Origin of the sequence: Streptomyces sp. NPDC020983 (assembly GCF_044333485.1) — a bacterium.
Lineage (GTDB): Bacteria > Actinomycetota > Actinomycetes > Streptomycetales > Streptomycetaceae > Actinacidiphila.
Window position 1 is genome coordinate 111548 of record NZ_JBIRRA010000003.1, and the last position, 26062, is coordinate 137609.

23 protein-coding genes are annotated in these 26062 nt (G+C 74.4%); 17 read left to right on the top strand and 6 right to left on the bottom strand.

Going from position 1 to position 26062, the window contains the following annotated elements; all coding sequences use genetic code 11:
* The first annotated feature begins 30 nt into the window (after positions 1-30).
* The 6 genes from ACH4SE_RS06885 (at position 31) to ACH4SE_RS06910 (ending at position 5539) form a co-directional block, all read left to right on the top strand.
* A complete protein-coding gene (locus ACH4SE_RS06885; RefSeq protein WP_398542247.1) occupies positions 31-687 on the top strand; it encodes a TetR/AcrR family transcriptional regulator in 657 nt (218 codons plus the stop codon).
* A gap of 92 nt (positions 688-779) precedes the next feature.
* The gene (locus ACH4SE_RS06890) at positions 780-1874 is read left to right on the top strand and encodes a WD40/YVTN/BNR-like repeat-containing protein (RefSeq protein WP_398542248.1); all 1095 of its coding nucleotides are present in this window, start codon (positions 780-782) and stop codon (positions 1872-1874) included.
* Between the two features lie 86 nt (positions 1875-1960).
* Entirely contained in the window at positions 1961-2638 is a 678-nt protein-coding gene (locus ACH4SE_RS06895; RefSeq protein WP_398542249.1) for a uracil-DNA glycosylase, read from the top strand.
* Positions 2639-2664: 26 nt separating this feature from the next.
* On the top strand, positions 2665-3504 hold the full coding sequence (locus ACH4SE_RS06900; protein ID WP_398542250.1) for a phospholipid scramblase-related protein: 840 nt from the start codon (positions 2665-2667) through the stop codon (positions 3502-3504).
* A gap of 7 nt (positions 3505-3511) precedes the next feature.
* Complete coding sequence (locus ACH4SE_RS06905; protein ID WP_398542251.1) at positions 3512-4480, top strand: N-acetylglucosamine kinase; 969 nt, start codon at positions 3512-3514, stop codon at positions 4478-4480.
* 165 nt (positions 4481-4645) lie between these two features.
* Positions 4646-5539 (top strand): sirohydrochlorin chelatase, encoded by an 894-nt coding sequence (locus ACH4SE_RS06910; RefSeq protein WP_398542252.1) that lies wholly within the window; start codon positions 4646-4648, stop codon positions 5537-5539.
* 96 nt (positions 5540-5635) lie between these two features.
* On the opposite strand, the gene ACH4SE_RS06915 is transcribed toward ACH4SE_RS06910, so the two are convergent.
* Positions 5636-6676 (bottom strand): lactonase family protein, encoded by a 1041-nt coding sequence (locus tag ACH4SE_RS06915; protein WP_398542253.1) that lies wholly within the window; start codon positions 6674-6676, stop codon positions 5636-5638.
* 250 nt (positions 6677-6926) lie between these two features.
* Between ACH4SE_RS06915 and ACH4SE_RS06920 the strand changes: the two genes are divergently transcribed.
* The gene (locus tag ACH4SE_RS06920; RefSeq protein WP_398542669.1) at positions 6927-7457 is read left to right on the top strand and encodes an Lrp/AsnC family transcriptional regulator; all 531 of its coding nucleotides are present in this window, start codon (positions 6927-6929) and stop codon (positions 7455-7457) included.
* Positions 7458-7493: 36 nt separating this feature from the next.
* Here the strand turns inward: ACH4SE_RS06920 and ligD are convergent, their stop codons facing one another.
* The gene (gene ligD, locus ACH4SE_RS06925; RefSeq protein ID WP_398542254.1) at positions 7494-8507 is read right to left on the bottom strand and encodes a non-homologous end-joining DNA ligase; all 1014 of its coding nucleotides are present in this window, start codon (positions 8505-8507) and stop codon (positions 7494-7496) included.
* Positions 8508-8574: 67 nt separating this feature from the next.
* Here ligD and ACH4SE_RS06930 point away from each other — a divergent pair, with 67 nt between their 5' ends.
* Entirely contained in the window at positions 8575-9651 is a 1077-nt protein-coding gene (locus tag ACH4SE_RS06930) for an ATP-dependent DNA ligase (RefSeq protein WP_398542255.1), read from the top strand.
* Between the two features lie 39 nt (positions 9652-9690).
* Here ACH4SE_RS06930 and ACH4SE_RS06935 read toward each other — a convergent pair whose 3' ends face one another.
* Entirely contained in the window at positions 9691-10113 is a 423-nt protein-coding gene (locus ACH4SE_RS06935; RefSeq protein ID WP_398542256.1) for a YjbQ family protein, read from the bottom strand.
* A 210-nt stretch (positions 10114-10323) separates the two neighbouring features.
* Between ACH4SE_RS06935 and ACH4SE_RS06940 the strand changes: the two genes are divergently transcribed.
* The 5 genes from ACH4SE_RS06940 to ACH4SE_RS06960 all read left to right on the top strand — a co-directional run bounded on the left by ACH4SE_RS06940 (position 10324) and on the right by ACH4SE_RS06960 (position 15478).
* Positions 10324-11136 (top strand): glycoside hydrolase family 3 N-terminal domain-containing protein, encoded by an 813-nt coding sequence (locus tag ACH4SE_RS06940; RefSeq protein WP_398542257.1) that lies wholly within the window; start codon positions 10324-10326, stop codon positions 11134-11136.
* A gap of 72 nt (positions 11137-11208) precedes the next feature.
* A complete protein-coding gene (locus tag ACH4SE_RS06945) occupies positions 11209-12315 on the top strand; it encodes an NAD(P)-binding domain-containing protein (protein WP_398542258.1) in 1107 nt (368 codons plus the stop codon).
* Between the two features lie 153 nt (positions 12316-12468).
* Positions 12469-13290: a (Fe-S)-binding protein gene (locus ACH4SE_RS06950; RefSeq protein WP_398542259.1), complete on the top strand. Its 822-nt coding sequence runs from the start codon at positions 12469-12471 to the stop codon at positions 13288-13290.
* Complete coding sequence (locus ACH4SE_RS06955) at positions 13287-14828, top strand: lactate utilization protein B (RefSeq protein WP_398542260.1); 1542 nt, start codon at positions 13287-13289, stop codon at positions 14826-14828. The genes ACH4SE_RS06950 and ACH4SE_RS06955 overlap by 4 nt, the downstream gene beginning before the upstream one ends.
* The gene (locus tag ACH4SE_RS06960; protein ID WP_398542261.1) at positions 14825-15478 is read left to right on the top strand and encodes a lactate utilization protein C; all 654 of its coding nucleotides are present in this window, start codon (positions 14825-14827) and stop codon (positions 15476-15478) included. Before ACH4SE_RS06955 ends, ACH4SE_RS06960 begins: the two co-directional genes overlap by 4 nt.
* A gap of 25 nt (positions 15479-15503) precedes the next feature.
* On the opposite strand, the gene ACH4SE_RS06965 is transcribed toward ACH4SE_RS06960, so the two are convergent.
* The gene (locus tag ACH4SE_RS06965; protein WP_398542262.1) at positions 15504-17318 is read right to left on the bottom strand and encodes an ABC transporter ATP-binding protein; all 1815 of its coding nucleotides are present in this window, start codon (positions 17316-17318) and stop codon (positions 15504-15506) included.
* 96 nt (positions 17319-17414) lie between these two features.
* On the opposite strand from ACH4SE_RS06965, the gene ACH4SE_RS06970 reads away from it, so the two are divergent.
* Entirely contained in the window at positions 17415-17984 is a 570-nt protein-coding gene (locus ACH4SE_RS06970; protein WP_398542263.1) for a MarR family winged helix-turn-helix transcriptional regulator, read from the top strand.
* 111 nt (positions 17985-18095) lie between these two features.
* Here the strand turns inward: ACH4SE_RS06970 and mscL are convergent, their stop codons facing one another.
* Entirely contained in the window at positions 18096-18539 is a 444-nt protein-coding gene (gene mscL, locus ACH4SE_RS06975; RefSeq protein WP_398542264.1) for a large conductance mechanosensitive channel protein MscL, read from the bottom strand.
* A gap of 408 nt (positions 18540-18947) precedes the next feature.
* Here mscL and ACH4SE_RS06980 point away from each other — a divergent pair, with 408 nt between their 5' ends.
* Complete coding sequence (locus ACH4SE_RS06980; RefSeq protein WP_398542265.1) at positions 18948-20786, top strand: ABC transporter transmembrane domain-containing protein; 1839 nt, start codon at positions 18948-18950, stop codon at positions 20784-20786.
* The gene (locus tag ACH4SE_RS06985; protein ID WP_398542266.1) at positions 20783-22564 is read left to right on the top strand and encodes an ABC transporter ATP-binding protein; all 1782 of its coding nucleotides are present in this window, start codon (positions 20783-20785) and stop codon (positions 22562-22564) included. The genes ACH4SE_RS06980 and ACH4SE_RS06985 overlap by 4 nt, the downstream gene beginning before the upstream one ends.
* Positions 22565-22605: 41 nt before the next feature.
* On the opposite strand, the gene ACH4SE_RS06990 is transcribed toward ACH4SE_RS06985, so the two are convergent.
* Complete coding sequence (locus ACH4SE_RS06990) at positions 22606-23400, bottom strand: metal-dependent hydrolase (protein ID WP_398542267.1); 795 nt, start codon at positions 23398-23400, stop codon at positions 22606-22608.
* Positions 23401-23536: 136 nt separating this feature from the next.
* Here ACH4SE_RS06990 and ACH4SE_RS06995 point away from each other — a divergent pair, with 136 nt between their 5' ends.
* Entirely contained in the window at positions 23537-26050 is a 2514-nt protein-coding gene (locus tag ACH4SE_RS06995; RefSeq protein WP_398542268.1) for a DEAD/DEAH box helicase, read from the top strand.
* The last annotated feature ends 12 nt before the right edge of the window (positions 26051-26062 follow it).

Sequence of the window (26062 nt, forward strand, 5' to 3'; positions counted from 1 at the left end):
GCTCGCAGCCAGTCAACGCAGGAGTAAAGCATGTCCCCTCGGAGCGCTTCGGTCAATGAAGCGATGCGCAGGCGTTCCCGGGAACGGCTGCTGCGCGCCACCGTCGAGCTCGTCGAGGAGCGCGGCTACGAGGCCACCACCCTGGCCGACATCACCCAGCGGGCGGGGTCGGCCAGGGGCCTGGTCTCGTACTACTTCTCCGGCAAGCGGGCACTGCTCCAGTCGGCGGTGCACCGTCTGATGGCCGACGAGCTGGCCGCCGCCCTGGAATTCGAGCCGAGGACCGACGACGGCCGGCAGCTGCTGGCCCGGGCCATCGACGGGATGCTGGGCATCAGCGTCCGGCACACCACGCTGATGCGCACGCACATGGCGGCGATCCTCCAGGAGGAGGGCTTCATCCAGTGCCCCGAGCAGCAGCGGCTGGCGCTGCTGCTCCGCGACACGGTGACCTGCTGGGGCGCCGCCGACCCGGAGGAGGAGTACCGGCTGCTGCGGGCCCTGCTGATGGGCGCGACGGTGGCGATGCTGCTGCCGGGCGCGCCGATGCCGCTGCGCCGGCTGCGGGGCGAGCTGTTCCAGCGCTACGGCCTGGAGTGGGAGTGGGGCTTCCCCCCGCCGGAGCCCTCCCCCGCGCCCGGGCCCGCGGCCGCGGCAGGCGCCACCGGCCGGGCAACGCCGCTGTGAGCTGCGGCGGCGCGTGCCGTACGGGCTGTTGTCGGTGGTGGGGTGCAGACTGCGTGGTGCCGGTCACATCGGTGCGACGGAGGTGACACGCCATGGACGACGTGCTGCTCGCGGTGGGCACGCAGAAGGGGCTGTTCCTCGCCCGGAGAAAGGGCGGGAACGGCCGGTGGGAGGTGGAGGGCCCGCGTTTCCCCATGCAGGCCGTCTACTCGGTGGGGATCGACACCAGGCGGTCCGTGCCGCGGCTGCTGGCCGGGGCCGACAGCTCGCACTTCGGCCCGTCCGTCTTCCGCTCCGACGACCTGGGGGCGACGTGGCAGGAGCCGTCCAGACCCGCGGTGCGCTTCCCCGACGGCACCGGCGCCTCGCTGGAGCGGGTGTGGCAGCTGCATCCGGCCGGACCCGCCGCACCTGACGTGGTGTGGGCCGGCACCCAGCCGGGCGCGCTCTTCCGCTCGCAGGACGGCGGGGAGAGTTTCGAGCTGGTCCGCGGCCTGTGGGAGCATCCGCAGCGCCCGCGGTGGGACGCCGGGTTCGGCGGCCAGGCCGTGCACACGGTGGTGACGCACCCCGCCGACGCCGGGCGGGTCACGGTCGCGGTGTCGACCGGCGGCGTCTACCGGTCGCAGGACGGCGGGGAGAGCTGGGCCCCGTCCAACTCCGGGGTGCAGGCCACCTTCCTGCCGGAGGAGCAGCGCTATCCCGAGTTCGGCCAGTGCGTGCACAAGATCGCCCAGGACGCGGCCGATCCGGAGCGGCTGTATCTGCAGAACCACGGCGGGGTCTACCGCAGCGACGACGGCGGGGCGCGCTGGCAGGGCATCGCGGACGGGCTGCCCGCGGAGTTCGGCTTCGCCGTCGCCGCGCACAGGAGCCGCGGTGACGTGGCGTACGTCTTCCCGGTGGCCGCCGACAGCCTGCGCATGCCGCCCGGCTTCCGCTGCCGCGTCTACCGCACGGAGGACGCCGGCGGCAGCTGGACGGCGCTGTCCGACGGCCTGCCCGACGAGCCGTCCTACGGGGTGGTGCTGCGCGACGCCCTGTGCACCGACGACGCCGACCCCGGCGGGGTCTACTTCGGCAACCGCAACGGCGAGGTGTACGCGAGCGCCGACCAGGGCGACACCTGGGGACTGGTCGCCGGGCACCTGCCGGACGTGCTCTGCGTTAGGGCGGCCGTCGTGTGATCTCCGCCGCGGGCCGCCGCGGGAGGGGCTCGCCGTCTCCGATCCCCGTCCGTGGCAGGCCTGTTGAGCCAGTAGAGTGACGGACCGTGACAGCACGACCGTTGAACGAGATTGTCGAGGCGGGGTGGGCCCGGGCGCTCGAACCCGTGGCGGGCCGGATCGCGGCGATGGGCGACTTCCTGCGGGCGGAGATCGCCGCGGGCCGTACCTACCTGCCCGCCGGGCCCAACGTCCTGCGGGCCTTCCAGCAGCCCCTCGACGAGGTCAGCGTCCTCATCGTCGGCCAGGACCCGTACCCGACGCCCGGCCACGCGGTCGGCCTCAGCTTCTCGGTCGCGCCCGACGTGCGCCCGCTGCCGGGCAGCCTGGAGAACATCTTCCGCGAGCTGGTCGCCGACCTCGGAGTGCCGCGGCCGTCCAGCGGCGACCTCACGCCCTGGACCCGGCAGGGGGTGCTGCTGCTCAACCGCGCGCTGACCACCGCGCCGCGGCGTCCGGCCGCACACCGCGGCAAGGGGTGGGAAGAGGTCACCGAGCAGGCGATCAGGGCGCTGGCCGCGCGGGACAAGCCGCTCGTGGCCATCCTGTGGGGGCGCGACGCCCGCAATCTGCGCCCGTTGCTGGGCCGGCTGCCGGCGATCGAGTCCGCGCACCCCTCGCCGATGTCGGCCGACCGCGGCTTCTTCGGCTCCCGCCCCTTCAGCCGCGCGAACGAGATGCTGCTGCAGCAGGGCGGACAGCCGGTGAACTGGCAGCTCCCCTGAGCGGCCGAAAACGGTACCCTGCCCGGGTGACAACGCATTCGAATACCCCGGCGGGCTGGTACGCGGACCCGCAAGGCACCCCGAATCTGCTCCGCTACTGGGACGGCACCCAGTGGACGGAGCACACCAATCCCGGCCAGGTGCCCCAGCAGCAGCAGAGCGGGGGCAACGCCTGGGAGCTGAACGTCAGCCGCACCCCCGACCCGGCGAAGGTGCAGCACCAGGTGCAGCAGCAGGCCGGGGTGTCCCCGGCGGGGTTCGGCGGCGGCACGCTGTTCACCGAGCCGGTCCTGGTGGTGAACCAGAAGGCCAAGCTGATCGAGCTGGTCAACGAGTACAGCGTCTTCGACCAGCACGGCAACACCCTGGGCTCCGTCGTCGAGGTCGGCCAGAGCACGGCGAAGAAGGTGCTGCGCTTCGTCTCCAGCGTCGACCAGTTCCTGACCCACAAGCTGGAGGTCCGGGACGCCCACGGCACCCCGCACCTGGTGCTGACCCGGCCGGCGAAGTTCATCAAGTCCAAGGTCGTCGTGCAGCGGGCCAACGGCGAGCCGCTCGGCGAGATCGTCCAGCAGAACGCCTTCGGCAAGATCCGCTTCGGCTTCATGTACAACGGCCAGCAGATCGGCGCGATCAAGGCGGAGAACTGGCGCGCCTGGAACTTCGCCATCGTCGACCACACCGAGACCGAGATCGCCCGGATCACCAAGACGTGGGAGGGCCTGGCCAAGACCCTGTTCACGACGGCGGACAACTACGTCCTGCAGATCCACCGGCCGCTCCAGGACCCGCTGCTGAGCATGGTCGTCGCCTCCGCCCTGACCGTGGACACCGCCCTCAAGCAGGACTCGCGCGGGCTCGGCTGAGCCCGGAATGGCGCACTGGGTGCTGGGGGTCGACTCGGGCGGCTCCGGGGTGCGGGTCGCCGTCGCCCGCGCCGACGGCTCGGGGGGTCCGGCGCCGGTCACCGGCGACCGCCCCGCCGTGACCGGCGAGCGCGGCATCGACGCGGCGAGCCTGCTCGACCGGGTGCTGCCGCTGGCGTCCGGTCTGCTGCGCGAGGTGGGCGCCGGTTCGGTGGCCGCGGCCTGCGTCGGCGCGGCGGGGATGGCGACCCTCGGTGACGAACTGCGCGCCGAGCTGCCCGCCGCACTCGGCGACGCGTTCGGCGTGCGCGCCCTGGCGCTGGCCGGCGACGCCGTCACCGCCTACGCCGGCGCGCTGGGGCTGCGCCCCGGCGTGGTGGTCGCCGCCGGTACGGGGCTGATCGCCCTGGGCACCTCCGGCGACGGCTGGCGGCGCGTCGACGGCTGGGGGCATCTGCTGGGTGACGCGGGCGGCGGCGCCTGGATCGGCCGCGCGGGCCTGGACGCCGCGATGCGCGCCCACGACGGCCGGGCCGGCGGCTCGGAACCGCTGCTGGCCCGCCTGCGGGAGCGGTTCGGGCCACCGGACGCGCTGCCCGCCCGGCTCTACCCGCGTCCCGACCGGCCCGCGGTGCTCGCGTCCTTCGCGCCCGAGGTGGCGCGCTGCGCCGCGCAGGACCCGGTGGCGTCCGGCATCCTGCGGCAGGCGGCGCAGCACATCCTGGAGTCGGCCGCCGCCGCCCGCCCGCCGGGCGACGGCACCGTCGAGGTGGGACTGGCCGGCGGGCTGTTCCGGATGGGCGAGCCGCTGCTCGCGCCGCTGCGCGACCAGGCGGAGTGGCTGCTGCCCGACGCCGTCCTGGTGCCCGCGGCGGGCGACCCGCTGGACGGTGCGCTGATGATCGCCGGGGCGCTGCACTCCGGTTCGCTGGCGCTGCCGTGCGACGGCGCGCTGCTGACCGTCAGCAGTCGCTAGAGGGCGGCGGCAGGGCGATCGCCGCTGCTCAGAAGCGTACGATGACGGTCTTCTGACGGTGGGTGACGGCCGGTACGGACGGGGAAACGGACAGTTCAGGACAGGCCGCACCGTCCCGCACCCGGCTGGACGGCCGTACGCCGCGAGGCGTTAGCATGCCACGCCATGAGCACTACCACAGGCGGTCCCGCCTCCGGTCTCCCTGTTCGCATGCCGCGCCCGCGCCAGACCGGACGGCACCGCCGGCCCGAGGCGCTCTCCGCGCCCGAGGGCGCCCCGGTGCTGGTCCTCGCCGTTCCCGGCACGCCCTCGACCGCCGCGCTGAGCCTCGCCGAGGAGGTCGTCAGCATCGCGCGTTCCGAGCTGTCCGGGCTCGACCCGCGGATCGGCTTCGTCGACGGAGGCGACGCCGAGGACGCCGAATTCCCCTCGCTGCGCGGCGTGCTCGACCAGGTGGCCGTGGAGCGCGCCGGCGAGGACACGTCGGCGGTCGTGGTGCCGCTGCTGGCCGGTCCCGAGGCGTCGGTGCTGCGCCGGGTGCGGCAGGCGGTCGCCGACAGCAAGGCGCAGGTGGAGCTGACCGACGTACTGGGCCCGCACCCGCTGCTCGCCGAGGCGCTGCACGTCCGGCTGTCCGAGGCGGGGCTGGCGCGCGCGGACCGGGCGCGGCTGTTCACGGTGGCGACGGCGGCGGACGGCATCATCCTCGCCACGGTCGGCGGCGAGGAGGCCGCGCAGGCCGCCGGGGTGACCGGGCTGCTGCTCGCCGCCCGGCTCGCGGTGCCGGTGCTGGCGGCCGCGCTCGACGAGGACGGCGCGATCGCGTCCGCCGCCGAGCAGCTGCGGTCCTCGGGTTCCGGCACCCTGGCGCTCGCGCCGTGCCTGATCGGCCCGGAGATCGCCCCGCAGGTGCTGCACACCGCGGCCGAGGAGGCGGGCTGCTCCGCCGCGGACGCGCTCGGTCCCTACCCGGCCGTCGGCCGGCTGGTCGTCACGCAGTACGCAGCGGCGCTGGGCCTGCCCATGCCGCAGCAGGGCAGCGGCGTGCCGATGCGCTGAGCGCGGGTCCCACCGCGTTCGCTGGGCGGGCGGTCCCGGCCGGGGCCGCCCGCCCCGGGCGTTCCGCGCCGCCGTGCCGCCGTGGGAGCGGCCGCTTCAGCCGAAGACGACGCAGGACGCGGCGGGGACGCCGAGGGAGCCGGCCTGCTCGGGCATGCCGGTGGCCGGGTCGACGTCGAACCAGGTGACGTCGCCCGAGCGCTCGTTGGCCGCGTAGAGCCGGACGCCCTCGGGGTCGAGGGTGAGGTGGCGCGGCCAGTCGCCGCCGCAGCCGACCGTGCCGAGGAGTTCGAGCCGCTCGCCGCCCTCGTCCACGGCGAGCACTGCGATGCTGTTGTGGCCGCGGTTGGAGGCCCACGCGAAGCGCCCGTCCGCGGAGACGACCAGCTCGGAGGGGTAGTTCTCGCCGGCCACGCCCTCCGGCAGCACGCGGGTCTCCGACAGCGGGCGCAGGCTGCCGCGTTCGGCGTCCCAGCCGCACACGGTGACGACGGAGTCCAGCTCGTTCATCACGTACACGTGTCGCCCGTCCGGGTGGAAGGCGAGGTGCCGCGGTCCGATGCCGGAGCGCAGGCCGAGCTCGCGCTCGATCTCCAGCTCGCCGGTGGCGGTGTCGAGTTCGCAGACCCGCAGCGAGTCGGTGCCCAGGTCGACGCTGACCGCCCAGCGGCCGGTCGGGTCGGGCAGCACCGCGTGCGCGTGGGGGGCCTCCTGGCGCTGCTGGTTCGGGCCGTCGCCCTCGTGCTCCAGCACCGAGCGCAGCGCGCCGAGCCCGCCGTCCTCGCGGATCGCCAGGACGCTGACGCTGCCGGGCGCCGAGTAGTTGGCCGTCAGCAGGTGGCCCTGGTGGACGGCCAGGTGGGTGGGCGAGCCGCCGCGCACCGCGACCGGCTCGCCGATGAGCGCGGGCGCTGCCGGGTCGGCGAGTGAGAAGGCGGCTGCGGCGCCCTCGGGATCGGTCTCGCTGACCGCGTAGAGTGTCCCCCCATCGGGGGACACCGTGAGGAACGACGGGTTGACCACGTCGGCGGTGGCGCCCAGCGCGGTGAGCGCTCCCGTCTTCGGGTCGACGGCTGCGGTGGTGAGGCCGCGCCCGCCCCCCGAGGTGAACGAACCGATGTATGCGTGCCCGGCCACTGCCGTACCTCTTCCGCCCGATGTCTGTACGGCGGCCGAGAGTAGTGCCTCGCGGCGGCCGCGTCGCGTCCGGGGGCGGTCTGTCGCCCGCCGGTGTCCGCCGACGTTACGGCCGCCGCGGGCCGTTGGGCGTCACGGCGGCCGTTCACGACCGCGATGGCTCAAAGTAACCGGTCCGGCGGGGACCGTCAGTACGGTGATCATGAGATCCCCGACGATCGCCCCTGCTTGCGAGGAGTACGGCCGCACCATGCCCTTCGACACCCTGGACGCCCGCATAGTGCGGCTGATGCTCGATCAGCCCCGTACGAGCGTCCGCGGATACGCCCGCATCCTGGGCGTGGCCCGCGGCACCCTCCAGGCCCGCCTGGAGCGGCTGGAGCACGACGGGGTCATCACCGTGGCGGGTCCCCGGGTCTCCCCCACCGCGCTCGGCCACCCGGTGCTGGCCTTCGTGCGGCTGGAGGTCACCCGGGGGCATCTGGACGAGGTGGGCGGGGCGCTGGCCGCGGTGCCGGAGGTCGTCGAGGCGTTCTCCGTCGCGGGCGGCGGCGGTGATCTGCTGACCCGGGTGGTGGCCCGGGACAACGGGCACCTGGAAGCGGTCATCCAGCGGCTGGGCCGGCTGCCGGGCGTGATGCGGATCCGCACCGAGATCGCGCTGAGCGAGCGGGTCGCGCACCGGCTGCTGCCCCTCGTCGAGTCACTCGCGGCGGAGGCGGGCGTGCCGGACGCCGGTGCCGGCCCGTCAGGGCAGGACGGCCGGCGTGCCGCCAGGTAGTCCACCCCGGCGGGCGCGGTGCGGGCCGACGGGCCGTCAGTCCGCGGGCCTGCGCGCCCGGCTCGGCTGGACGCGCCGGGGCTCGCCCTTCATCTTGGGGTGCTCGGGCGGGTAGGGCAGGTCCCCGAGGCCGTGCTCGCGCTCGTCGCGGTCGGCGAGGTCGAGGGCCTCGTCGAGGCGGAAGGCGTGGTCGTCCATGTCGGCGTGCAGGTCGCCCAGCTCGGCGTACCGGGCGGGCATGGTGACCAGGTCGAAGTCGGCCGGCGCGACGTCGGTCAGCTCCTCCCAGCGCAGCGGCGCGGAGACGGGCGCGTGCGCGAAGGGACGCACGGAGTACGCACTGGCGATGGTGCGGTCGCGGGCTGTCTGATTGTAATCCACAAAGATCTTCTCCCCGCGTTCCTCCTTCCACCAGGCCGTGGTGATGCGCCCGGGATCGCGCCGCTCCAGCTCGCGCGCCACCGCGATGGCCGAGCGGCGCACCTGGACGAAGGTCCACTCCGGCGCGATGGGCACGAAGACGTGCAGCCCGCGCCCGCCCGAGGTCTTGGGCCAGCCCCGCAGGCCGAGGTCGTCCAGTACCTCGCGCAGCTGCAGCGCGGCCCGTACGGCGTCGGCGAAGCCGGTGCCGGGCTGCGGGTCGAGGTCGATGCGCAGCTCGTCGGGGTGCTCGGTGTCGCCGCGGCGGACCGGCCACGGGTGGAAGGTGAAGGTGCCGAGGTTGGCCGCCCACAGCACAGCCGCCACCTCGGTGGGGCAGATCTCGTCGGCGTAGCGGCCGCTGGGGAAGGCGATCCGGCCGGTCGGGATCCAGCCGGGGAGGTTCTTCGGAGCGCGCTTCTGGAAGAACGACTCGCCCTCGACGCCGTCGACGTAGCGCTCCATGGTGGTGGGGCGGTCCCGGAGCGCCCGCAGGATGCCGTCGCCCACGGCGAGGTAGTAGCGCACCAGATCGGCCTTGGTCAGCCCGCGCTGCGGGAAGTAGACCTTGTCCGGGTGCGAGACGCGCACGGTGCGCTCGCCGACGGTCAGCTCCAGCGTCTCTGCCATGCCCCCCACGCTAGGCCGGACGGCCCGCCGCCGCGCCCGGGACGCCGCCCGCGGGCACAATCGGAGCATGGATCTGCCGGTGATGCCCCCAGTGCAGCCGATGCTCGCCAAGCCCGCGAAGGCCATTCCGCCGGGCATGCAGTACGAGGCGAAGTGGGACGGCTTCCGGGCGATCGTCTTCCGCGACGGCGACGAGATCGAGCTGGGCAGCCGCTCCGGCAAGCCGCTGACCCGGTACTTCCCCGAGGTGGTCGAGGCCTTGCGGGACCGGATCCCGCGGCGCTGCGTGCTGGACGGCGAGATCGTCATCGCCCGGGACGGGCGGCTGGACTTCGACGCGCTGCTGGAACGCATCCACCCGGCCGAGTCGCGGGTACGCCATCTGGCGGAGGTGACACCGGCGAGCCTCGTCGCCTTCGACGTACTCGCCCTGGACGACCGGTCGCTGATGGAGGAGCCGCAGACCGCGCGCCGGGAGGCACTGACGGCCGCGCTGCGGGACGCGGACGCGCCGGTGCACACCGCGCCCGCCACCGCCGACCGGGCGCTCGCCGAGGAGTGGTTCGACCGCTTCGAGGGCGCGGGCCTGGACGGCGTCGTCGCCAAGCCCCCGCAGCTGCCCTACCGGCCCGGCGAGCGGGTCCTGGTCAAGGTCAAGCACGAGCGCACCGCGGACTGCGTGGTCGCGGGCCTGCGCCAGCACAAGAGCGGCCCCGTGGTCGGCTCGCTGCTGCTCGGGCTGTACGACGGCGCGGGCCGCCTCCAGCACGTCGGCGTCTGCGCGTCCTTCCCGATGCGGCGCCGGGCCCAGCTCATGGAGGAACTGGCGCCGCTGCTCATGGACTCGGTGGCCGGGCACCCGTGGCAGGACTGGACGAGCGAGGAGGCGCAGGGCGCGGGCCGGCTCCCCGGCGGCCCGAGCCGCTGGACGGGCAAGAAGGACCTGTCGTGGCTGCCGCTGCGCCCCGAACGCGTCCTGGAGGTCGCCTACGACCACATGCAGGGCGACCGTTTCCGGCACACGGCGCAGTTCCGCCGGTGGCGTCCGGACCGGGAGCCGGAGCAGTGCACGTACGGCCAGCTGGAGGAGCCGGTGCGCTACGACCTGGCGGACTTCCTTGCCACCGGGCGGCCGGGCGGCTGACGGCTCCTCCGGCTTCGGCGGCGCCGCGGCCGCCCGGCTTCAGCCCAGGAAGCTCAGCCGGACCTGGCGGCGCGGATTGTCGCGATTGGTGTCGACCAGCACCACGGACTGCCAGGTGCCCAGCTCCAGGGCTCCACCGAGCACCGGGAGGGTGGCGTGCGGCGGGACGAGGGCGGGCAGGACGTGGTCACGCCCGTGGCCCGGGGAGCCGTGCCGGTGGCGCCAGCGGTCGTCGGCGGGGAGCAGGTCGCGCAGCGCGGCCAGCAGGTCGTCGTCGCTGCCGGCGCCGGTCTCGATGACGGCGACGCCCGCGGTGGCGTGCGGCACGAAGACGTTGAGCAGGCCGTCGCGGCCCGGAGCCGCCTCCCGCAGGAAGGCTGCGCAGTCCGCGGTGAGGTCGTGCACGGTTTCGGCCGAGCCGGTGGCGACCTCGATCAGGCGGGAACGGAAACGATCACCCATACGGCCATTGTGCCCCGCCCGTCCCGCGGCACCACCCGGGGTACGGCCCGGCGGCGGGCAGCCGGGGCGTCCGGCGCCCTTCCGCGTACGGCACGGCGGCCGGAGGGCCGGTCGCCGGGATCGTTGCCGGGGACGGGGATTGGTCTGTACCATTCTGCGGACCCGGACCACCGTCCGGCCCAAGCCCGCGGCCCGGAGGGGGCATTCGCGTTGCGCCGGCTCACCGCACTGGTCGACTCCTGCCTGCTGCCCACCCTGCGGGGGCACGGCGGGCGGCTGCCCGACTGGGTCCTGCACAGCCTGGAGAACGGCGCCCCCGGCGCGGCCGTCGACGGCCGGGACCCCGCGGCCCGCGCCACGGCCGAGGCGCTCAGGGCGGCGGTGCCCGACGCCCTCACCGGCCACCCGGGCCCGCCCCGGAGCCGGCGCGCGCAGCACGCCGCCCGCACCGACGGCTGCGCCGCGGCGGCCGAACTCGTCGCGGCGGGCGCGAACCTGCACCTGGCCGTGCGCCCGGGTACGCGGGCCGACGACACCCGGGTGTTCGTCACCGACCTCCAGACACACGGTGTCGCCGCGGCCCTCGGCCCCTTCACCGCGGGCGGCGCGACCAGCCTGCGGCCCTTCGCGGAGGGCGCCGCCGCGGGCGTGCGCGCCATCACCGCCGGCCGCGCGCCGGCGCCCGGCGACGAGGAGGTGCCCGCCATGCTCAGCGCCCGCGCCGTGACCGGCGTACTGCGCGGCGAACTGGGCTACCGCGGGGTCGTCCTGAGCGACGCCCTGGACGAGCCGGCGATCGTCGACGGCTGGGGAGTACCGGGTGCCGCGGTACTGGCCTGGATCGCCGGGGTGGACCTCGTACGGCTCGGGCCGTCGAGCGGCGCCGGGGTGCGGGACGCGATCCACGCGGCCGCGGCGCGCGCGGTGGCGGACGGCGACCTTCCGCAGCGGCGGCTGGAGGAGGCGGCGGAGCGGGTGGCGCGGCTGCGCCGCTGGGCGTCCGAGCCGCGGATGCCGGTATAGGCCGGGGCGTCCCTCGGCGGCGCCCGAGGGACGCCCGGGAAGCATTGCCGGGTCCGTACCGTTGCCGTCTGCATGGACGACGCGGTGCGCGAGGTCGAGGTGGCGGTGGTCGGCGCCGGGCAGGCCGGGCTGTCGGCGGGGTATTTCCTGCGCCGCTCCGGGCTGCGGCCGGACGGCGGCTTCGTCCTGCTGGACCACTCCCCCGGGGCCGGCGGCGCCTGGCAGTACCGCTGGCCGTCACTGACCTACGGCAAGGCGCACCGCGTGCACGAGCTGCCGGGCATGCCGCTCGGCGACACGGACCCCGGGCGGCCGTCCGCCGAGGTGGTGTCCGAGTACTTCGCCCGCTACGAGCGGGCGTTCGACCTGCGGGTGCGCCGCCCGGTGGACGTCACCGCGGTGCGCGACGGCGACGGCGGACGGCTGCTGGTCGAGACGGACGCGGGCACGTGGGCGGCGCGGGCCCTCGTCAACGCCACCGGCACCTGGGACCGGCCCTTCGTTCCGTACTACCCGGGTCAGGAGACCTTCCTCGGGCGCCAGCTGCACACCGCCGGCTACCGCGGGGCCGAGGAGTTCGCGGGCAGGCACGTCGTCGTGGTCGGCGGCGGCACCTCGGCGGTGCAGCTGCTGATCGAGCTGGCGGAGGTGGCGCGCACCACGTGGGTGACGCGGCGTCCGCCGGTCTTCCGCGACGCGCCGTTCGACGAGGACTGGGGGCGTGAGGCGGTGGCGCGCGTCGAGCAGCGGGTGCGCCGGGGGCTGCCCCCGCAGAGCGTGGTGGGCGTGACCGGGCTGGCGGCGACCGAGTCCGTGCGGCAGGCACGAGAGAGCGGCACATTGCGCCGCCGGCCGATGTTCGACCGCGTCACCCCGCACGGCGTGGCCTGGGACGACGGGCGTATGCTGGACGCGGACGTGATCTTGTGGGCGACCGGTTTCCGCGCCGCCCTCGACCACCTCGCTCCGCTGAGGCTGCGCGAGCCCGGCGGCGGCGTACGGGTGGAGGGCACCCGGGTGGTCAAGGACCCGCGCATCCACCTGGTCGGCTACGGGCCCTCGGCGAGCACCATCGGCGCCAACCGCGCGGGCCGTACCGCCGTGCGCGAGATCCGGTCGCTGCTGGCCGGGAGGGTGCCGGTCCCCGCGCCCGGGCCCGTACCGGCACCCGCGCACTGAAGGTCCGGCGCCGCCCCACCGGATCCGGCGCTTCTGCCACGTCGGCGCAAGAAACATCGGATGTCTCCTTCCCCCGGGAAGGGGACTGCGGCAGTATGGGCGCATGCGTGATCGAGACCAGCCCGGCCCGCGCCGGTGCGGCGCGGAGGACCCATGCGCGTAGCGCTGTTCGTGACCTGCGTGAACGACCTGCTCCACCCCGGCACGGGGCAGGCGATGGTGCGCCTGCTGGAGCGGCTGGGCGTGGCGGTGGACTTCCCCGCGGCCCAGTCGTGCTGCGGGCAGCCGCAGTTCAACACCGGCTACCGGCGGGAGACGGAACCGCTCGTGCTGCGCATGGCCGCGGCGTTCGAGGGCTACGACTACGTCGTCACCCCCTCGGGCTCCTGCGCGGCCATGGTGCGCGACAACTACCCCCGGATCGGCGCCAGGGCGAAGGCCGAGGGCCGGGGCGACGGCCTGGAGCGGGCCGCCGCGGCGCTGGCGGCCAGGACGTACGAGCTGACCGAATTCCTGGTCGACGTGCTGGGCGTCACGGACGTGGGCGCGTACTTCCCGCACACGGTGACGTACCACCCCTCCTGCCACGGGCTGCGCATGCTGCGGCTCGGCGACCGGCCGCGGCGGCTGCTGGACGCCGTCGCGGGCCTGGAGCTGCGGGAGCTGCCGGGCGCCGAGGAGTGCTGCGGCTTCGGCGGCACCTTCGCGGTCAAGAACCCCGACGTGTCGGCCGCCATGGGCCGCGACAAGACCGCCAACGCCCTCGGGACCGGCGCCGGACTGCTGTGCGGCGCGGACAACTCCTGCCTGATGCACCTGGACGGCATCCTGCGCAGGGACGGGGCGCCGATGCGCACCGTGCACCTGGCCGAGGTGCTCGCGTCGACCCGCGAGGAGCCGTACCGGGCGCCCGACGCCCAGGCGCGGCACATTGTGCAGGGAAAGCCCGGCCGGCGTGCGGAAGAGGTCCGATGAGCTCCACCTACCTTGGCCTGCCGACCTTCCCGCGCGCCGCCGCGCCCGCCACCCGGGACACGCAGCTGCGGGCGAACCTGCGGCACGCCACGCACACCATCCGTGCCAAGCGCGCCGCCGCGGTCGCCGAACTCGACGACTGGGGCGAGCTGCGCGCCGCGGGCGCCGCCGTCAAGGACCACACCCTGCGGCACCTCGACCACTACCTGCTCCAGCTGGAGGCCGCGGTCACCGCGGCCGGCGGCACCGTCCACTGGGCGGCCGACGCCGCCGAGGCGAACCGGATCGTGACCCGGCTCGTCCAGGAGACCGGCGAGACCGAGGTCGTCAAGGTCAAGTCGATGGCCACGCAGGAGATCGAGCTCAACGACGCGCTGGCCGAGGCGGGCATCACGGCCTACGAGACGGATCTGGCCGAGCTGATCGTGCAGCTCGCCGACGACCGGCCGTCGCACATCCTGGTGCCGGCCATCCACAAGAACCGGCGGCAGATCCGCAACACCTTCACCGAGCAGATGGCCCGCTGGGGCAGGCCCGCCCCCGAGGGCCTCGGCGACAGCCCCGCCGATCTCGCCGAGGCGGCGCGGCTGCACCTGCGGGAGAAGTTCCTGCGGGCCAAGGTCGCGGTCTCCGGCGCCAACTTCATGGTCGCCGAGACCGGGACGGTGGTCGTCCTGGAGTCCGAGGGCAACGGCCGGATGTGCCTGACCGTGCCGGAGACGCTGATCACCGTCGCCGGGATCGAGAAGGTCGTCCCCACCTGGCGGGATCTGGAGATCTTCCTGCAGACGCTGCCGCGGTCCTCCACCGCCGAGCGCATGAACCCGTACACCAGCACCTTCACCGGCACCACCGACGGCGACGGGCCGGGCACCTTCCACCTCGTCCTGCTGGACAACGGCCGCACCGACACCCTCGCCGACGCCGTCGGGCGCCAGGCCCTGCGCTGCATCCGCTGCTCGGCCTGCCTCAACGTCTGCCCGGTCTACGAGCGGGCCGGCGGCCACGCCTACGGCTCCCCCTACCCCGGTCCGATCGGCGCCATCCTCACCCCGCAGCTGCGCGGGACCGGCACCGCGCTGGACGCCTCGCTCCCCTACGCCTCCTCGCTGTGCGGGGCCTGCTACGAGGTCTGCCCGGTCGCCATCGACATCCCCGAAGTGCTGGTCCACCTGCGCGAACGGGTCGTGGAGGGCGGCGAGGTCACCCGGGCGGGCATCCGCACCACCATCAAGCCCGCCAAGGGGCACGCCGCCGAGCGCGCCGCGATGCGCGCCGGCCGCTGGGCCCTGGACCACCCGGCGGCCTGGCGCACCACGCAGCGGCTGGCGCTGGGCACCCGGGCGCTGCACCCGCGCCGGCTGCCCGGCAAGGCGGCGAAGGCGTGGACCGCGAGCCGCGAACTGCCCGAGTTGCCGGGCCAGTCCTTCCGCGAGTGGTGGCGGCAGCGCGAGCGGCAGGCCGGGAGACCGGCGGAAACCGGGGGCGAGGCGGGCGGCGGCACGCGGAGCGGCGAACCGAAGGGCGGTCAGCAGTGAGCGGGGACAGCCGCACCGAGATCCTGCGCCGGGTGCGCCAGGCCCTGGCGGCCACCTCCGACGGAGGCGCCCCGGGCGACGAGGGTCCGGAGCGCGGCTATCTGACGGTGCATGCGGAGCGGAGCGCGGACGAGCGGGTGGACCTGCTCGCGGAGAACCTCACCGACTACCGTGCCCGCGTGCACCGCACGGACGCCGCGGGCCTGCCGGCGACGGTCGCCCGGCTGCTGGCCGAACAGGGCTCGCGCAGCGTCGTCGTCCCCGAGCGGGCACCGCGCGGCTGGCTGTCCGAGGCGTCCGGCGTCGAGGTCCTGGACGACGGGACCCCCCTGGCGGCCGCGCGGCTGGACGAGGTCGGCAGCGTCGTGACCGGCTGCGCGGTGGCGATCGCGGAAACCGGCACGATCGTCCTGGACGCGGGCCCGGACCAGGGCCGCCGGCTGCTCACGCTCATCCCGGACCACCATGTGTGCGTGGTGCGGGTGCCCGAGCAGGTCGTCGACTCGGTGCCCCAGGCGCTGCCGCGGCTGGACCCGGCCCGGCCGCTCACCTGGATCTCCGGGCCCTCCGCGACCAGCGACATCGAGCTGAGCAGGGTCGAGGGCGTCCACGGGCCGCGCACCCTCGACGTCGTGCTGGTGACGCCGTAGCCGCCCGGCCCGGCGCCGCCCGCGGTCACGGCGCGGTGGTCGCCACGCGCGCGTCGCGCCGGACCAGGGCGGCGTAGCGGCCGTCGGCGGCGAGCAGTTCGTCGTGCGTGCCGCGCTCGACGATCCGCCCGGCGTCGAGCACCACGATCTGGTCGGCGTCGCGGATCGTGGAGAGCCGGTGGGCGATGGTGATCGTGGTCCGTCCGGCGGAGAGCGTGTCGATGGCGTCCTGGACGGCCTGCTCGGTGCGTGTGTCCAGGGCGCTGGTCGCCTCGTCGAGGATCAGCACCGGCGGGTCGCGCAGGATGGTGCGGGCGATGGCCAGCCGCTGCTTCTCGCCGCCCGAGAAGCGGTAGCCGCGCTCGCCGACCATGGTGTCGTAGCCGTCCGGCAGGTGGGTGATGTGGTCGTGGATCTGGGCGGCCTTCGCGGCGGCGTGGATCTCGTCGTCGGTGGCGTCCGGCTTGGCGAAGCGCAGGTTCTCCGCGACGGAGGCGTGGAAGAGGTACGTCTCCTGGGAGACGACGCCGACGGCGGACGCCAGTGTGCCGAAGGTCAGGTCGCGCACGTCCGTGCCGTCGATGGCGACCCGGCCGGCGGTGACGTCGTAGAGCCTGGGCACGAGGTAGCTCAGGGTGCTCTTGCCGGAGCCGGTCGCCCCGACCACGGCCAGGCTGCCGCCGGCGGGCACGGTGACGTCGATGCCGCGCAGCGTGGGGCCGGCGGCGGAACCGGGGTCGTAGGAGAAGTCGACGCCCTCGAAGGCGACCTCGCCGCGGACCTTCTCCAGGGTCCGCGCGCCCGGCCGCTCGGTGATGTCGACCGGCAGGTCGAGGTATTCGAAGATGCGCTGGAAGAGCGCGAGCGAGGTCTGCACCTGGACACCGGTGGCCAGCAGCGAGACGGTGGGCCGGAAGAGGCCCTGCTGCAGCGAGACGAAGGCGACCAGGGTGCCGATGGAGACGACGGGACCGCCGTGCCCCGCGGTCAGGCCGGCCGCCCAGTACAGCAGCGCGGGCATCGCCGACATCACGATGCCGATGACGGCCATCCGCCAGCGGCCCTGCATGTTGGAGCGCACTTCGAGGTCGACGAGCCGCTCGGACTCGGTGGAGAAGTCGCGGGTCAGGGAGTCGGCGCGGCCCATGGTGCGGCCGAGCAGGATGCCGCTGACCGACAGCGACTCGGTGACGATCGCGGACATCGACGCCATCTGCTTCTGCCGCTCGGTGGCGATCTTCTTGCGCTCGCGGCCGACCCGGCGGGCCACCCACACGAACACCGGGAGCAGCACGAGGGAGACGATCGTCAGCCGCCAGTCGAGTGCGGCCATGGCCACGACCGAGGCGATGACGGAGGTGGCGTTGGAGACCAGCGAGGTCGCGGTGGAGGTGACGGTGGCCTGCATGCCGCCGATGTCGTTGGCGATCCGCGACTGCACCTCGCCGGTGCGGGTGCGGGTGAAGAAGGCGAGCGACATGCGCTGGAGGCGCGCGTAGACGGCGGTGCGCAGGTCGTGCATGACGCGCTGGCCGACGGTGGTGGAGATCAGGGTCTGCAGGACGCCGAAGACGCCGTTGGCGACCGCGGTGGCGATCATGCCGAGCGCCAGCAGGCTCAGCACGCCGGTGCGCCCCTGCGGGATGGCGGTGTCCAGGATCGCCCGCAGCAGGAAGGGCGAGGCGACGGACACCAGTGAGGACAGGGCGACGAGCAGGCCCACGACGACCAGCCGGCCGCGGTAGGGGCGGAACAGCCGGACGATGCGGCGGACGTCGGTGGACCTGCCGGGTTTCTTCTCCGGCGGCGACCACCGGTCGGTGAGTTCTTCGGGGCGCAAGGGACTCCTTGGGAGACGGCGGGGCTCTCTCGACGGAGAGTGTAGGTCATTGTTACCTATGCTCACAATGAACGTCGCTCTGCTATGATGTATTCCATGGAGACCCGCACCGCAGACCCCGCCGCGGAAGCCCCGCACGGCCCCGCGACCGCGGTGGAGGCCGAGCTTCCGGAGGCTGCCGGTGCCACGACCGCGGCCTCCGACCGGAGGGACGACCTGACGGGCAGGCTGTCCGACCAGCTGCTCGGGCTGAGCCGCAGGCTGCACCGCGCCCAGCGCCGCAGGCTGGACCCGCTCGGCATCACACCGGCGCAGGCCAGGCTGCTGCGGGCCCTCTCGCACTGGGACGCGCACGGGGCCGAACCGCCCCGGATGGCCGACCTGGCCCAGCGCCTCGAGGTGGTGCCGCGGGCCGTGACGACGCTGGTGGACGCACTGGAGGAACGCCGGCTGGTGCGACGGGCCCCTGACCCGTCCAACCGGCGGGTGATCAGGATCCAGCTGACCGAGGGCGGGCGCGGCGCGGTGCAGGAGCTGCGGCAGGCGCGCCGGACGGCGGCGGCGGAGATCCTCTCGCCACTGGACGACGACGGGCGCGCCGCGCTGACGCGGCTGCTGGCCGTGCTCGACCAGGAGGAGCCGGAGGGCACGGGCGCCCCGCACTGAGGACGGCCCGCGCCCCCCGCACGGCGCGGGGGCTGCGGGGGCTCCGGGGTTGCGGACCCCCGGGGCCCCCACAGCCCCCGCGCGGCACGTCCGGCACCCGCCGGCCCGCGGTTACTTCCCGAGGCCGGGAGCACCGTCCTGCGCCGGGACGGCGGTCGGCGCTATCGGGGCGGTGCAGGCGCTGCACCGCTTCGCCGCCGCGGGAATGGCCGTCAGGCACTCCGGGCACTCGCGCATCGGCGCGCTCGCGGCCTTGGGGAAGAACCGCTCCTGCATGCGGTTCATCGGCAGGACGACCAGGAAGTAGATCACCGCCGCGACGATGACGAAGCTGATCGTGGCGTCGATGAAGACGCCGTAGGGGAAGGTGACCCCCGAGGCGTGGAAGGTCCGGGCGCTGAAGTCGCCGGTGGCACCGCTGACCAGACCCACGACCGGCGTGAGGAACGCCTTGACGAAGCCGTTGACGAGCGCGGTGAAGGCGGCACCGATGACGATGCCGACGGCCAGGTCGACGACGTTGCCGCGGAGCAGGAAGGCGCGGAAGCCCTTCATGGGTGGGGTCCCCTCTGTGGATCATGAGCGGTGTGACGTCCACAGTGTGCCCGCTCCCGCTGCGTACGGGTGAACCGGGCGGCCCGCGGTCCGGTCCACCCCCTTGCGTCCGGTTGGCGGCTCCTGCGTGCCCGGTGCGGAGCGCCTCGCCGGGCGGGCCGGGGTCCCGCGCGGGACCGGGCGGAGGTCCCCGGCGCAGGACCGGGCGGGGGTTCGGCGGCCGGAAAACCTGTTGACCGGGCGGCGGCGGTTTCGGGAAGGTTGCACGGTTCAGGACCGCGCTCCGGGGCGCTCGGCGTCCTACCGCCCCGGACCCCCGCCCCACCGGACCGTCCGAGCCCGCCCGCCCGCCGTCCGGCCCACCGGACCGCATGCGACCGCCGTCGCCCGCCACGACCCCAGGACATCATGCCGTCCCTACGCGATCTCCCGTTGTCCGATCCCGGCGTCCCCGACGCGCGTTCGGGAACGCGCCTGCTGCTCTGGCTGGAGATGAGGCAGTGGCGCAGCCAGCTGCTCGCGACCGCCTGGGGCACCCTGCACCTGGCGGCGGTGGCGGGCTTCCCGGTGCCGGTCGGCCTGGCGGTGCAGGCGGTGGTGGACCACTCCGGCCGGCGGCTCCTGGCGGCCGGCGCCCTCATGCTGCTGCTCGGGGTGCTCACCGCAGTCGGCGACACGATGCTGCACCGCACCGCGGTGACGAACTGGATCAGCGTCGCCGCCCGCGTCCAGCAGCTGCTGGCCCGCAAGACCGTGGAGCTGGGCTCGGTGCTCACCCGCCGGGTCGCGGCGGGCGAGGTCGTGGCCGTCAGCACCGCCGACGTCGAGAAGATCGGCTGGTTCGTCGAGGCCCTCGCCCGCTTCACCTCCGCGCTGCTGGCCACCGCGGGGGTCACGGCCGCACTGCTGGTCTACGAGCCGCAGCTGGGCCGTGTGGTGGCCGCCGCGGTGCCGGTGCTGGCGCTCGCCTCGCTGCCGCTGCTGCCCGCGGCGACACGGCGCGCCGACATCCAGCGGGAGAAGGCGGGCAAGGCCACCGAGCTGGCGTCCGACACCGTCGCCGGGCTGCGCGTGCTGCGCGGCATCGGCGGTGAGGACCTCTTCCTCGACCGCTACCGGCGGGCCTCGCAGCAGGTACGCGCCGCGGCCGTGCACAGCGCCCGGATGTGGGCACTGATCAGCGCGGTACAGACGCTGCTGCCCGGCCTGCTGCTCGTGGGCGTCGCCTGGTACGGCGCGCGGCTGGCACTCGACGGGCAGATCACGGCGGGCGAGCTGGTCACCGTGTACGGCGCGGTGGGCTTCCTGCTGCTGCCGCTGCGCAATTTCGAGGAGATCGCCATGGCCTGGTCCTTCTCCCGGCCCTCGGCGAAGCGCGCGGCCCGGGTGCTGGCACTGTCCAGGAGCGGGGAGTCTGCTGGGGACACCGCGGACACCGCGTCCGGCGACGGCGTGCCCGCGCCGGCAGGGGACCTGTGCGATCCGCTGACCGGGCTGTGCGCCCCCCGGGGGCTGCTCACCGCGGTGGTGTGCGGTGACCCGGACGCCGCCGGGCGGCTCGCCGACCGGCTGGGCGGGCACAGCCCGTCGGGGCAGGACGGCGCGCCCTCGGCGACGCTGGGCGGCCGGCCGCTCGACGCCCTCCCGCTGACCGTGGCCCGGGCCGCGGTGCTGGTCCAGGACAAGGAGCCGGTGCTGCTGTCGGGCACGCTGGCCGAACTGCTCGCGGTGCCGTCCTCCGGCCGCGTCACGCCGTCCGAGGCCCTGGCCGCCGCGCAGTGCGGCGACGTGCTGGAGTCGCTCGTGCAGTCGCTGCCGGCTTCGGAGCCGGAACCGGATCCCCTGCGCGCCAGGATCACCGAGCGCGGCAGGTCCCTGTCCGGCGGGCAGCGGCAGCGGCTGGCCCTGGCGCGCTCGCTGGTCGCCGATCCCGGGGTGCTCGTGCTGGACGAGCCCACGTCGGCGGTCGACGCCCACACCGAGGCGCGGATCGCGCGCGCCCTCGGCGACGTGCGGGCCGGGCGCACGACCGTCGTCCTCACCTCCAGCCCCCTCGTGCTCGACCGGGCCGACCGGGTGGTCCTCGTCGACGGCGGCACCGTGGTGGCCGCCGGCCGCCACCACGACCTGCTGCGCACGGAGCCCCGCTACCGCGCCGTCGTCACCCGCGAGCCCGACGGCAACGGCGCCCTGCCGGCTCCCGCCGGCGCCGCGCACCCGACCGCCCCGATGGAGGAGTCCGCATGATCGGCGTGCGACCGCCCGAGCACGATCCGGCCGCGCCGCAGCAGAGCAGCACCCTTCCGGTGGGCTCGCCGGCGACGGTGCGCGCGTACGTCCGTGAGCTGGCCCGCCGGCACCGCCGCGCCTTCCTGCTGCTGGTGGGCGTCAACACCGTCTCGGTGCTGGCGTCCATGGTGGGCCCCTACGTGCTGGGCGGGATGGTCCAGGACCTGTCCGAGGGGCGGCGCGAGGTGCACCTCGGGCGGGCCGTGGCCTTCTTCCTGACCGCGCTGGTGGTGCAGGCGTTCTTCGTCCGCCTGGTGCGGCTGCGCGGCGCGATGCTCGGCGAGCGGATGCTGGCCGACCTGCGCGAGGACTTCCTGGTGCGCTCGGTGTCGCTGCCCCCGGGAGTGCTGGAGCGGGCGGGCACGGGCGACCTGCTGTCCCGGATCACCACCGACATCGACCGGCTGGCCGCGGCGATGCGCGAGGCGGTGCCCGAGCTCGCGATCGCCGTGGTGTGGGCGGGGCTGCTGCTGGGCGCCCTGTGCGTGACCTCGCCGCCGCTGGCCCTGGCGGTGCTCGTGGCGCTGCCGGTGCTGCTCGTCGGCGCACGCTGGTACTACCGGCGCGCCCCGCAGGGCTACCGCTCCGAGGCCGCGGGATACGCCGCGGTCGCCGCGGCGCTCACCGAGTCCGTCGACGCGGGCCGCACCATCGAGGCGCACGGGCTCGGCAGCCGCCGCGAGGAGCTGTCGCGGACGCGGATCGGGCAGTGGGTGGCGTGGGAGCGCTACACCATGTGGCTGCGCACCGTGCTGTTCCCGGTGGTCAACGCGACCCATGTGCTGGTCCTGATGTCGGTCCTGATGATCGGCGGCGCGTTCGCGCTGCACGGCTGGGTGACCGCGGGGCAGCTGACGACCGGGGCGCTCTACGCCGAGATGCTGATCAACCCGGTCAACATGATCCTGCGGTGGTACGACGAGCTGCAGGTCGCGCAGGTCTCGCTGGCCCGGCTGGTGGGGGTACGCGAGATCGAGGAGGAGGCCGGGGACGAGCGGATCGCACCGCTCGGCCGCGACGTCACCGCCGACGGGGTGCGCTTCGGCTACCGCGCGGGCAGCGACGTGCTGCACGGTGTGAGCCTGCACGTGCGGCCGGGTACCCGGCTCGCGCTGGTCGGCCCGTCGGGCGCGGGCAAGTCCACGCTGGGCCGGCTGCTGGCCGGGATCTACGCCCCGCGCACCGGCGAGGTCACCCTCGGCGGCGCGCAGCTCGCCCGGATGCCCGCCGAGCGGGTGCGCGAACACGTGGCGCTGGTCAACCAGGAGCACCACGTCTTCGTCGGCACGCTGCGCGACAACCTCCTGCTCGCCAGGGCGGGGGCGGCCGACGACGAGCTGTGGGAGGCACTGCGCGCCGTCGACGCCGAGGGGTGGGCGCGGGCGCTGTCGGGCGGCCTGGAGACCGAGGTCGGCTCCGGCGGCTCGGTGCTCACCCCGGCGCAGGCGCAGCAGCTCGCGCTGGCGCGGCTGGTGCTGGCCGACCCCCACACGCTGGTGCTCGACGAGGCCACCTCGCTGCTGGACCCGCGCGCCGCGCGCCATCTGGAGCGCTCGCTGTCGCGTGTGCTGGACGGCCGCACGGTCGTCGCCATCGCCCACCGGCTGCACACCGCGCACGACGCCGACGTGATCGCGGTGGTCGAGGACGGCCGGATCAGCGAGCTCGGCAGCCACCACCAGCTGGTGGCCGCGGACGGCGCCTACGCGGCCCTGTGGCGGTCCTGGCACGGCTGAGCGGTCCGGCCGTCCACCGGGCCGTCCGGACGCTCCCGGTGTCAGCCGACGAGGCCCAGCGCTCCCAGGGCGCAGCCGCCGCCCACCACGAAGAAGACGGGCGTGAGGACCTTGATCTCGACCCAGCTGCCGGCGCGGAAGCGCATGAACTTCGGCGGGCCGACCGGGTACCAGCGGCGCCGCCCGACCGGGATCGGCCACAGCACCGGGCACCCGGAGACGGTGAGCGCGTCGCCGAGGCAGTGCACGAGTGAGCCCAGCACGATCGGCAGGCCGATCCACAGGTAGTGCTGGCCGGGCTGGGTGAAGAGCCAGTCCTTGCCGTTGCCCGGGTCGTCCAGCACGTCGGCGAGCATCCATGCGCTGGTCGCGCCGAGCAGCCACACCAGGACGTCGTGCGCGCCCCGGGCCTGCCGCCACAGCAGGCCCTCGACGGCCAGCACCATGTGGACGAAGAGGATGGCCAGCACCGCCCAGCGCCCGCCGTACACGGCGGCGGCGGAGAATCCGGCGCCGACGAGCACCGCCCACAGCCAGGTGTGCGTCAGGGTGCGGTGCCCTCCGGCCCGGCGCGGGTCGCCCGCCTTGCGGGTCGCCTTGTAGGTGGCGTGCGCGACGGCGTCGACGATCTTGCACAGCCCCCGCGACAGCGGGCCGAAGGCCCGGGAGATCGTCGCGGCCTGGTGGTCGAGGTCCGGCGCCAGTGCCGCCCCTGCGCAGATCAGGGCACCGACCAGCAGGGTCGGCCAGGGCATCGGATGGTCGAGGCCCGCGGCCACCGCCCCGACGGCCAGCCAGGCCACAGCCCCGGACAGTGAATGCGCAGGTCCCATCATCAGGCTGCTCCGCCCCCCAGAAAGTGCCGCCCGCAGGCGGAGTTGACGCGTGGTTCGACGGCACACCATATCGTCGGCGATCACCGGTGGCGCCTCCGGTTCCGCCCGGAGCGGCCGGGACAGGCAAGATGGTGGGGTGACCCTTATCGATCAGATGCCGTCCGACCCCGGCCCCGACGCCCTCTTCGACGCGTTCTCGACGTGGGCGCAAGAGCAGGGCATCACGCTCTACCCCGCCCAGGAGGAGGCGCTGATCGAGGTGGTCTCGGGGGCGAACGTGATCCTTTCCACCCCCACGGGCTCCGGAAAGAGCCTGGTCGCGGCCGGTGCGCACTTCGCCGCGCTGGCCCGGGACGAGGTCACCTTCTACACCGCGCCGATCAAGGCGCTGGTGTCGGAGAAGTTCTTCGACCTGTGCAAGCTGTTCGGCACCGAGAACGTCGGCATGCTCACCGGCGACGCCTCGGTGAACCCGGACGCGCCGGTCATCTGCTGCACCGCCGAGGTGCTGGCCTCGATCGCGCTGCGCGACGGCCGCAACGCCGACGTCGGCCAGGTCGTCATGGACGAATTCCACTTCTACGCCGAGCCGGACCGCGGCTGGGCGTGGCAGATCCCGCTGCTGGAGCTGCCGCAGGCGCAGTTCCTGCTGATGTCGGCGACGCTCGGCGACGTCTCCCGCTTCGAGGAGGACCTGACCCGCAGGACCGGCCGGCCCACCTCGGTGGTGCGCTCGGCGACCCGCCCCGTGCCGCTGAGCTACGAGTACCGCATGACGGCGCTGACCGAGACGCTCACCGAGCTGCTGGAGACCCGTCAGTCGCCGGTGTACATCGTGCACTTCACGCAGGCCGCCGCGGTGGAGCGCGCGCAGGCGCTCATGAGCATCAACATGTGCACGCGCGCGGAGAAGGACGCCATCGCCGAGCTGATCGGCAACTTCCGCTTCACCACAGCCTTCGGCCGCAACCTCTCGCGCTACGTCCGGCACGGCATCGGCGTGCACCACGCGGGGATGCTGCCCAAGTACCGTCGGCTGGTGGAGAAGCTGGCGCAGGCCGGGCTGCTGAAGGTGATCTGCGGGACGGACACGCTCGGCGTCGGCGTCAACGTGCCGATCCGTACCGTGCTCTTCACCGCGCTCACCAAGTACGACGGGCAGCGGGTACGTGTACTGCGGGCCAGGGAATTCCACCAGATCGCCGGGCGCGCGGGCCGAGCCGGTTTCGACACCGCGGGCTTCGTGGTGGCGCAGGCGCCCGAGCACGTCGTCGAGAACGAGAAGGCGCTGGCCAAGGCGGGCGACGACCCGAAGAAGCGCCGCAAGGTGGTGCGCAAGAAGGCTCCCGAGGGCTTCGTCAACTGGTCGCAGAACACCTTCGAGAAGCTCATCGCCTCCGAGCCGGAACCGCTGACCTCGCGCTTCCGCGTCACGCACGCGATGCTGCTGTCGGTCATCGCGCGCCCGGGCAACGCCTTCGACGCGATGCGCAGCCTGCTGGAGGACAACCACGAGGACCGCCGCTCCCAGCTGCGGCACATCCGCCGGGCCATCGCCATCTTCCGCTCGCTGCTGGACGGCGGCGTGGTGGAGCGGCTGGACGAGCCGGACGCCGAGGGCAGGATCGTCCGGCTGACCGTCGACCTCCAGCAGGACTTCGCCCTCAACCAGCCGCTGTCCACGTTCGCGCTGGCCGCCTTCGAACTGCTCGACCCGGACTCCCCGTCCTATGCGCTGGACATGGTCTCGGTGGTCGAGTCGACACTCGACGACCCGCGCCAGATCCTGGCGGCCCAGCAGAACAAGGCCAGGGGCGACGCGGTGGCCGCGATGAAGGCGGACGGCGTGGAGTACGAGGAGCGCATGGAGCGGCTGCAGGAGGTGTCCTACCCCAAGCCGCTGGAGGAGCTCCTGCTGCACGCCTACGGCGTGTACCGCAAGAGCCACCCGTGGGTCGGTGACCATCCGGTGTCCCCCAAATCGGTGGTGCGCGACATGTACGAGCGCGCGATGACCTTCTCCGAGTTCGTGTCGTACTACGAGCTGGCCAGGACCGAGGGCATCGTGCTGCGCTACCTGGCGAGCGCGTACAAGGCGCTGGAGCACACCGTGCCCGACGACCTGAAGTCCGAGGACTTCCAGGACCTCACCGCGTGGCTCGGCGAGCTGGTCCGGCAGGTCGACTCCAGCCTGCTGGACGAGTGGGAGCAGCTCGCCAACCCCGAGGAGGAGACCGCGGAGGAGGCCGCCGAGCGCGCCGACCAGGTCAAGCCGGTCACCGCGAACGGCCGGGCCTTCCGCGTCCTCGTCCGCAACGCGCTCTTCCGCCGCGTGGAGCTGGCCGCGCTGGAGAAGTACGAGCTGCTGGGCGAGCTGGACGGGGCCACCGGCTGGGACGCGGACGCGTGGGCCGACGCCATGGACGCCTACTGGGACGAGTACGACGACCTCGGTACCGGCCCGGACGCCCGCGGCCCGAAGCTGCTCATGATCGAGGAGGAGCCGCAGCACGGCCTGTGGCGCGTGCGGCAGACCTTCGCCGACCCCGCGGGCGACCACGGCTGGGGCATCTCGGCCGAGGTCGACCTCGCGGCCTCCGACGAGGAGGGCCGCGCGGTGGTCAGGGTCACCGGCGTCGGCGAGCTCTGAACGCGGCGCCCG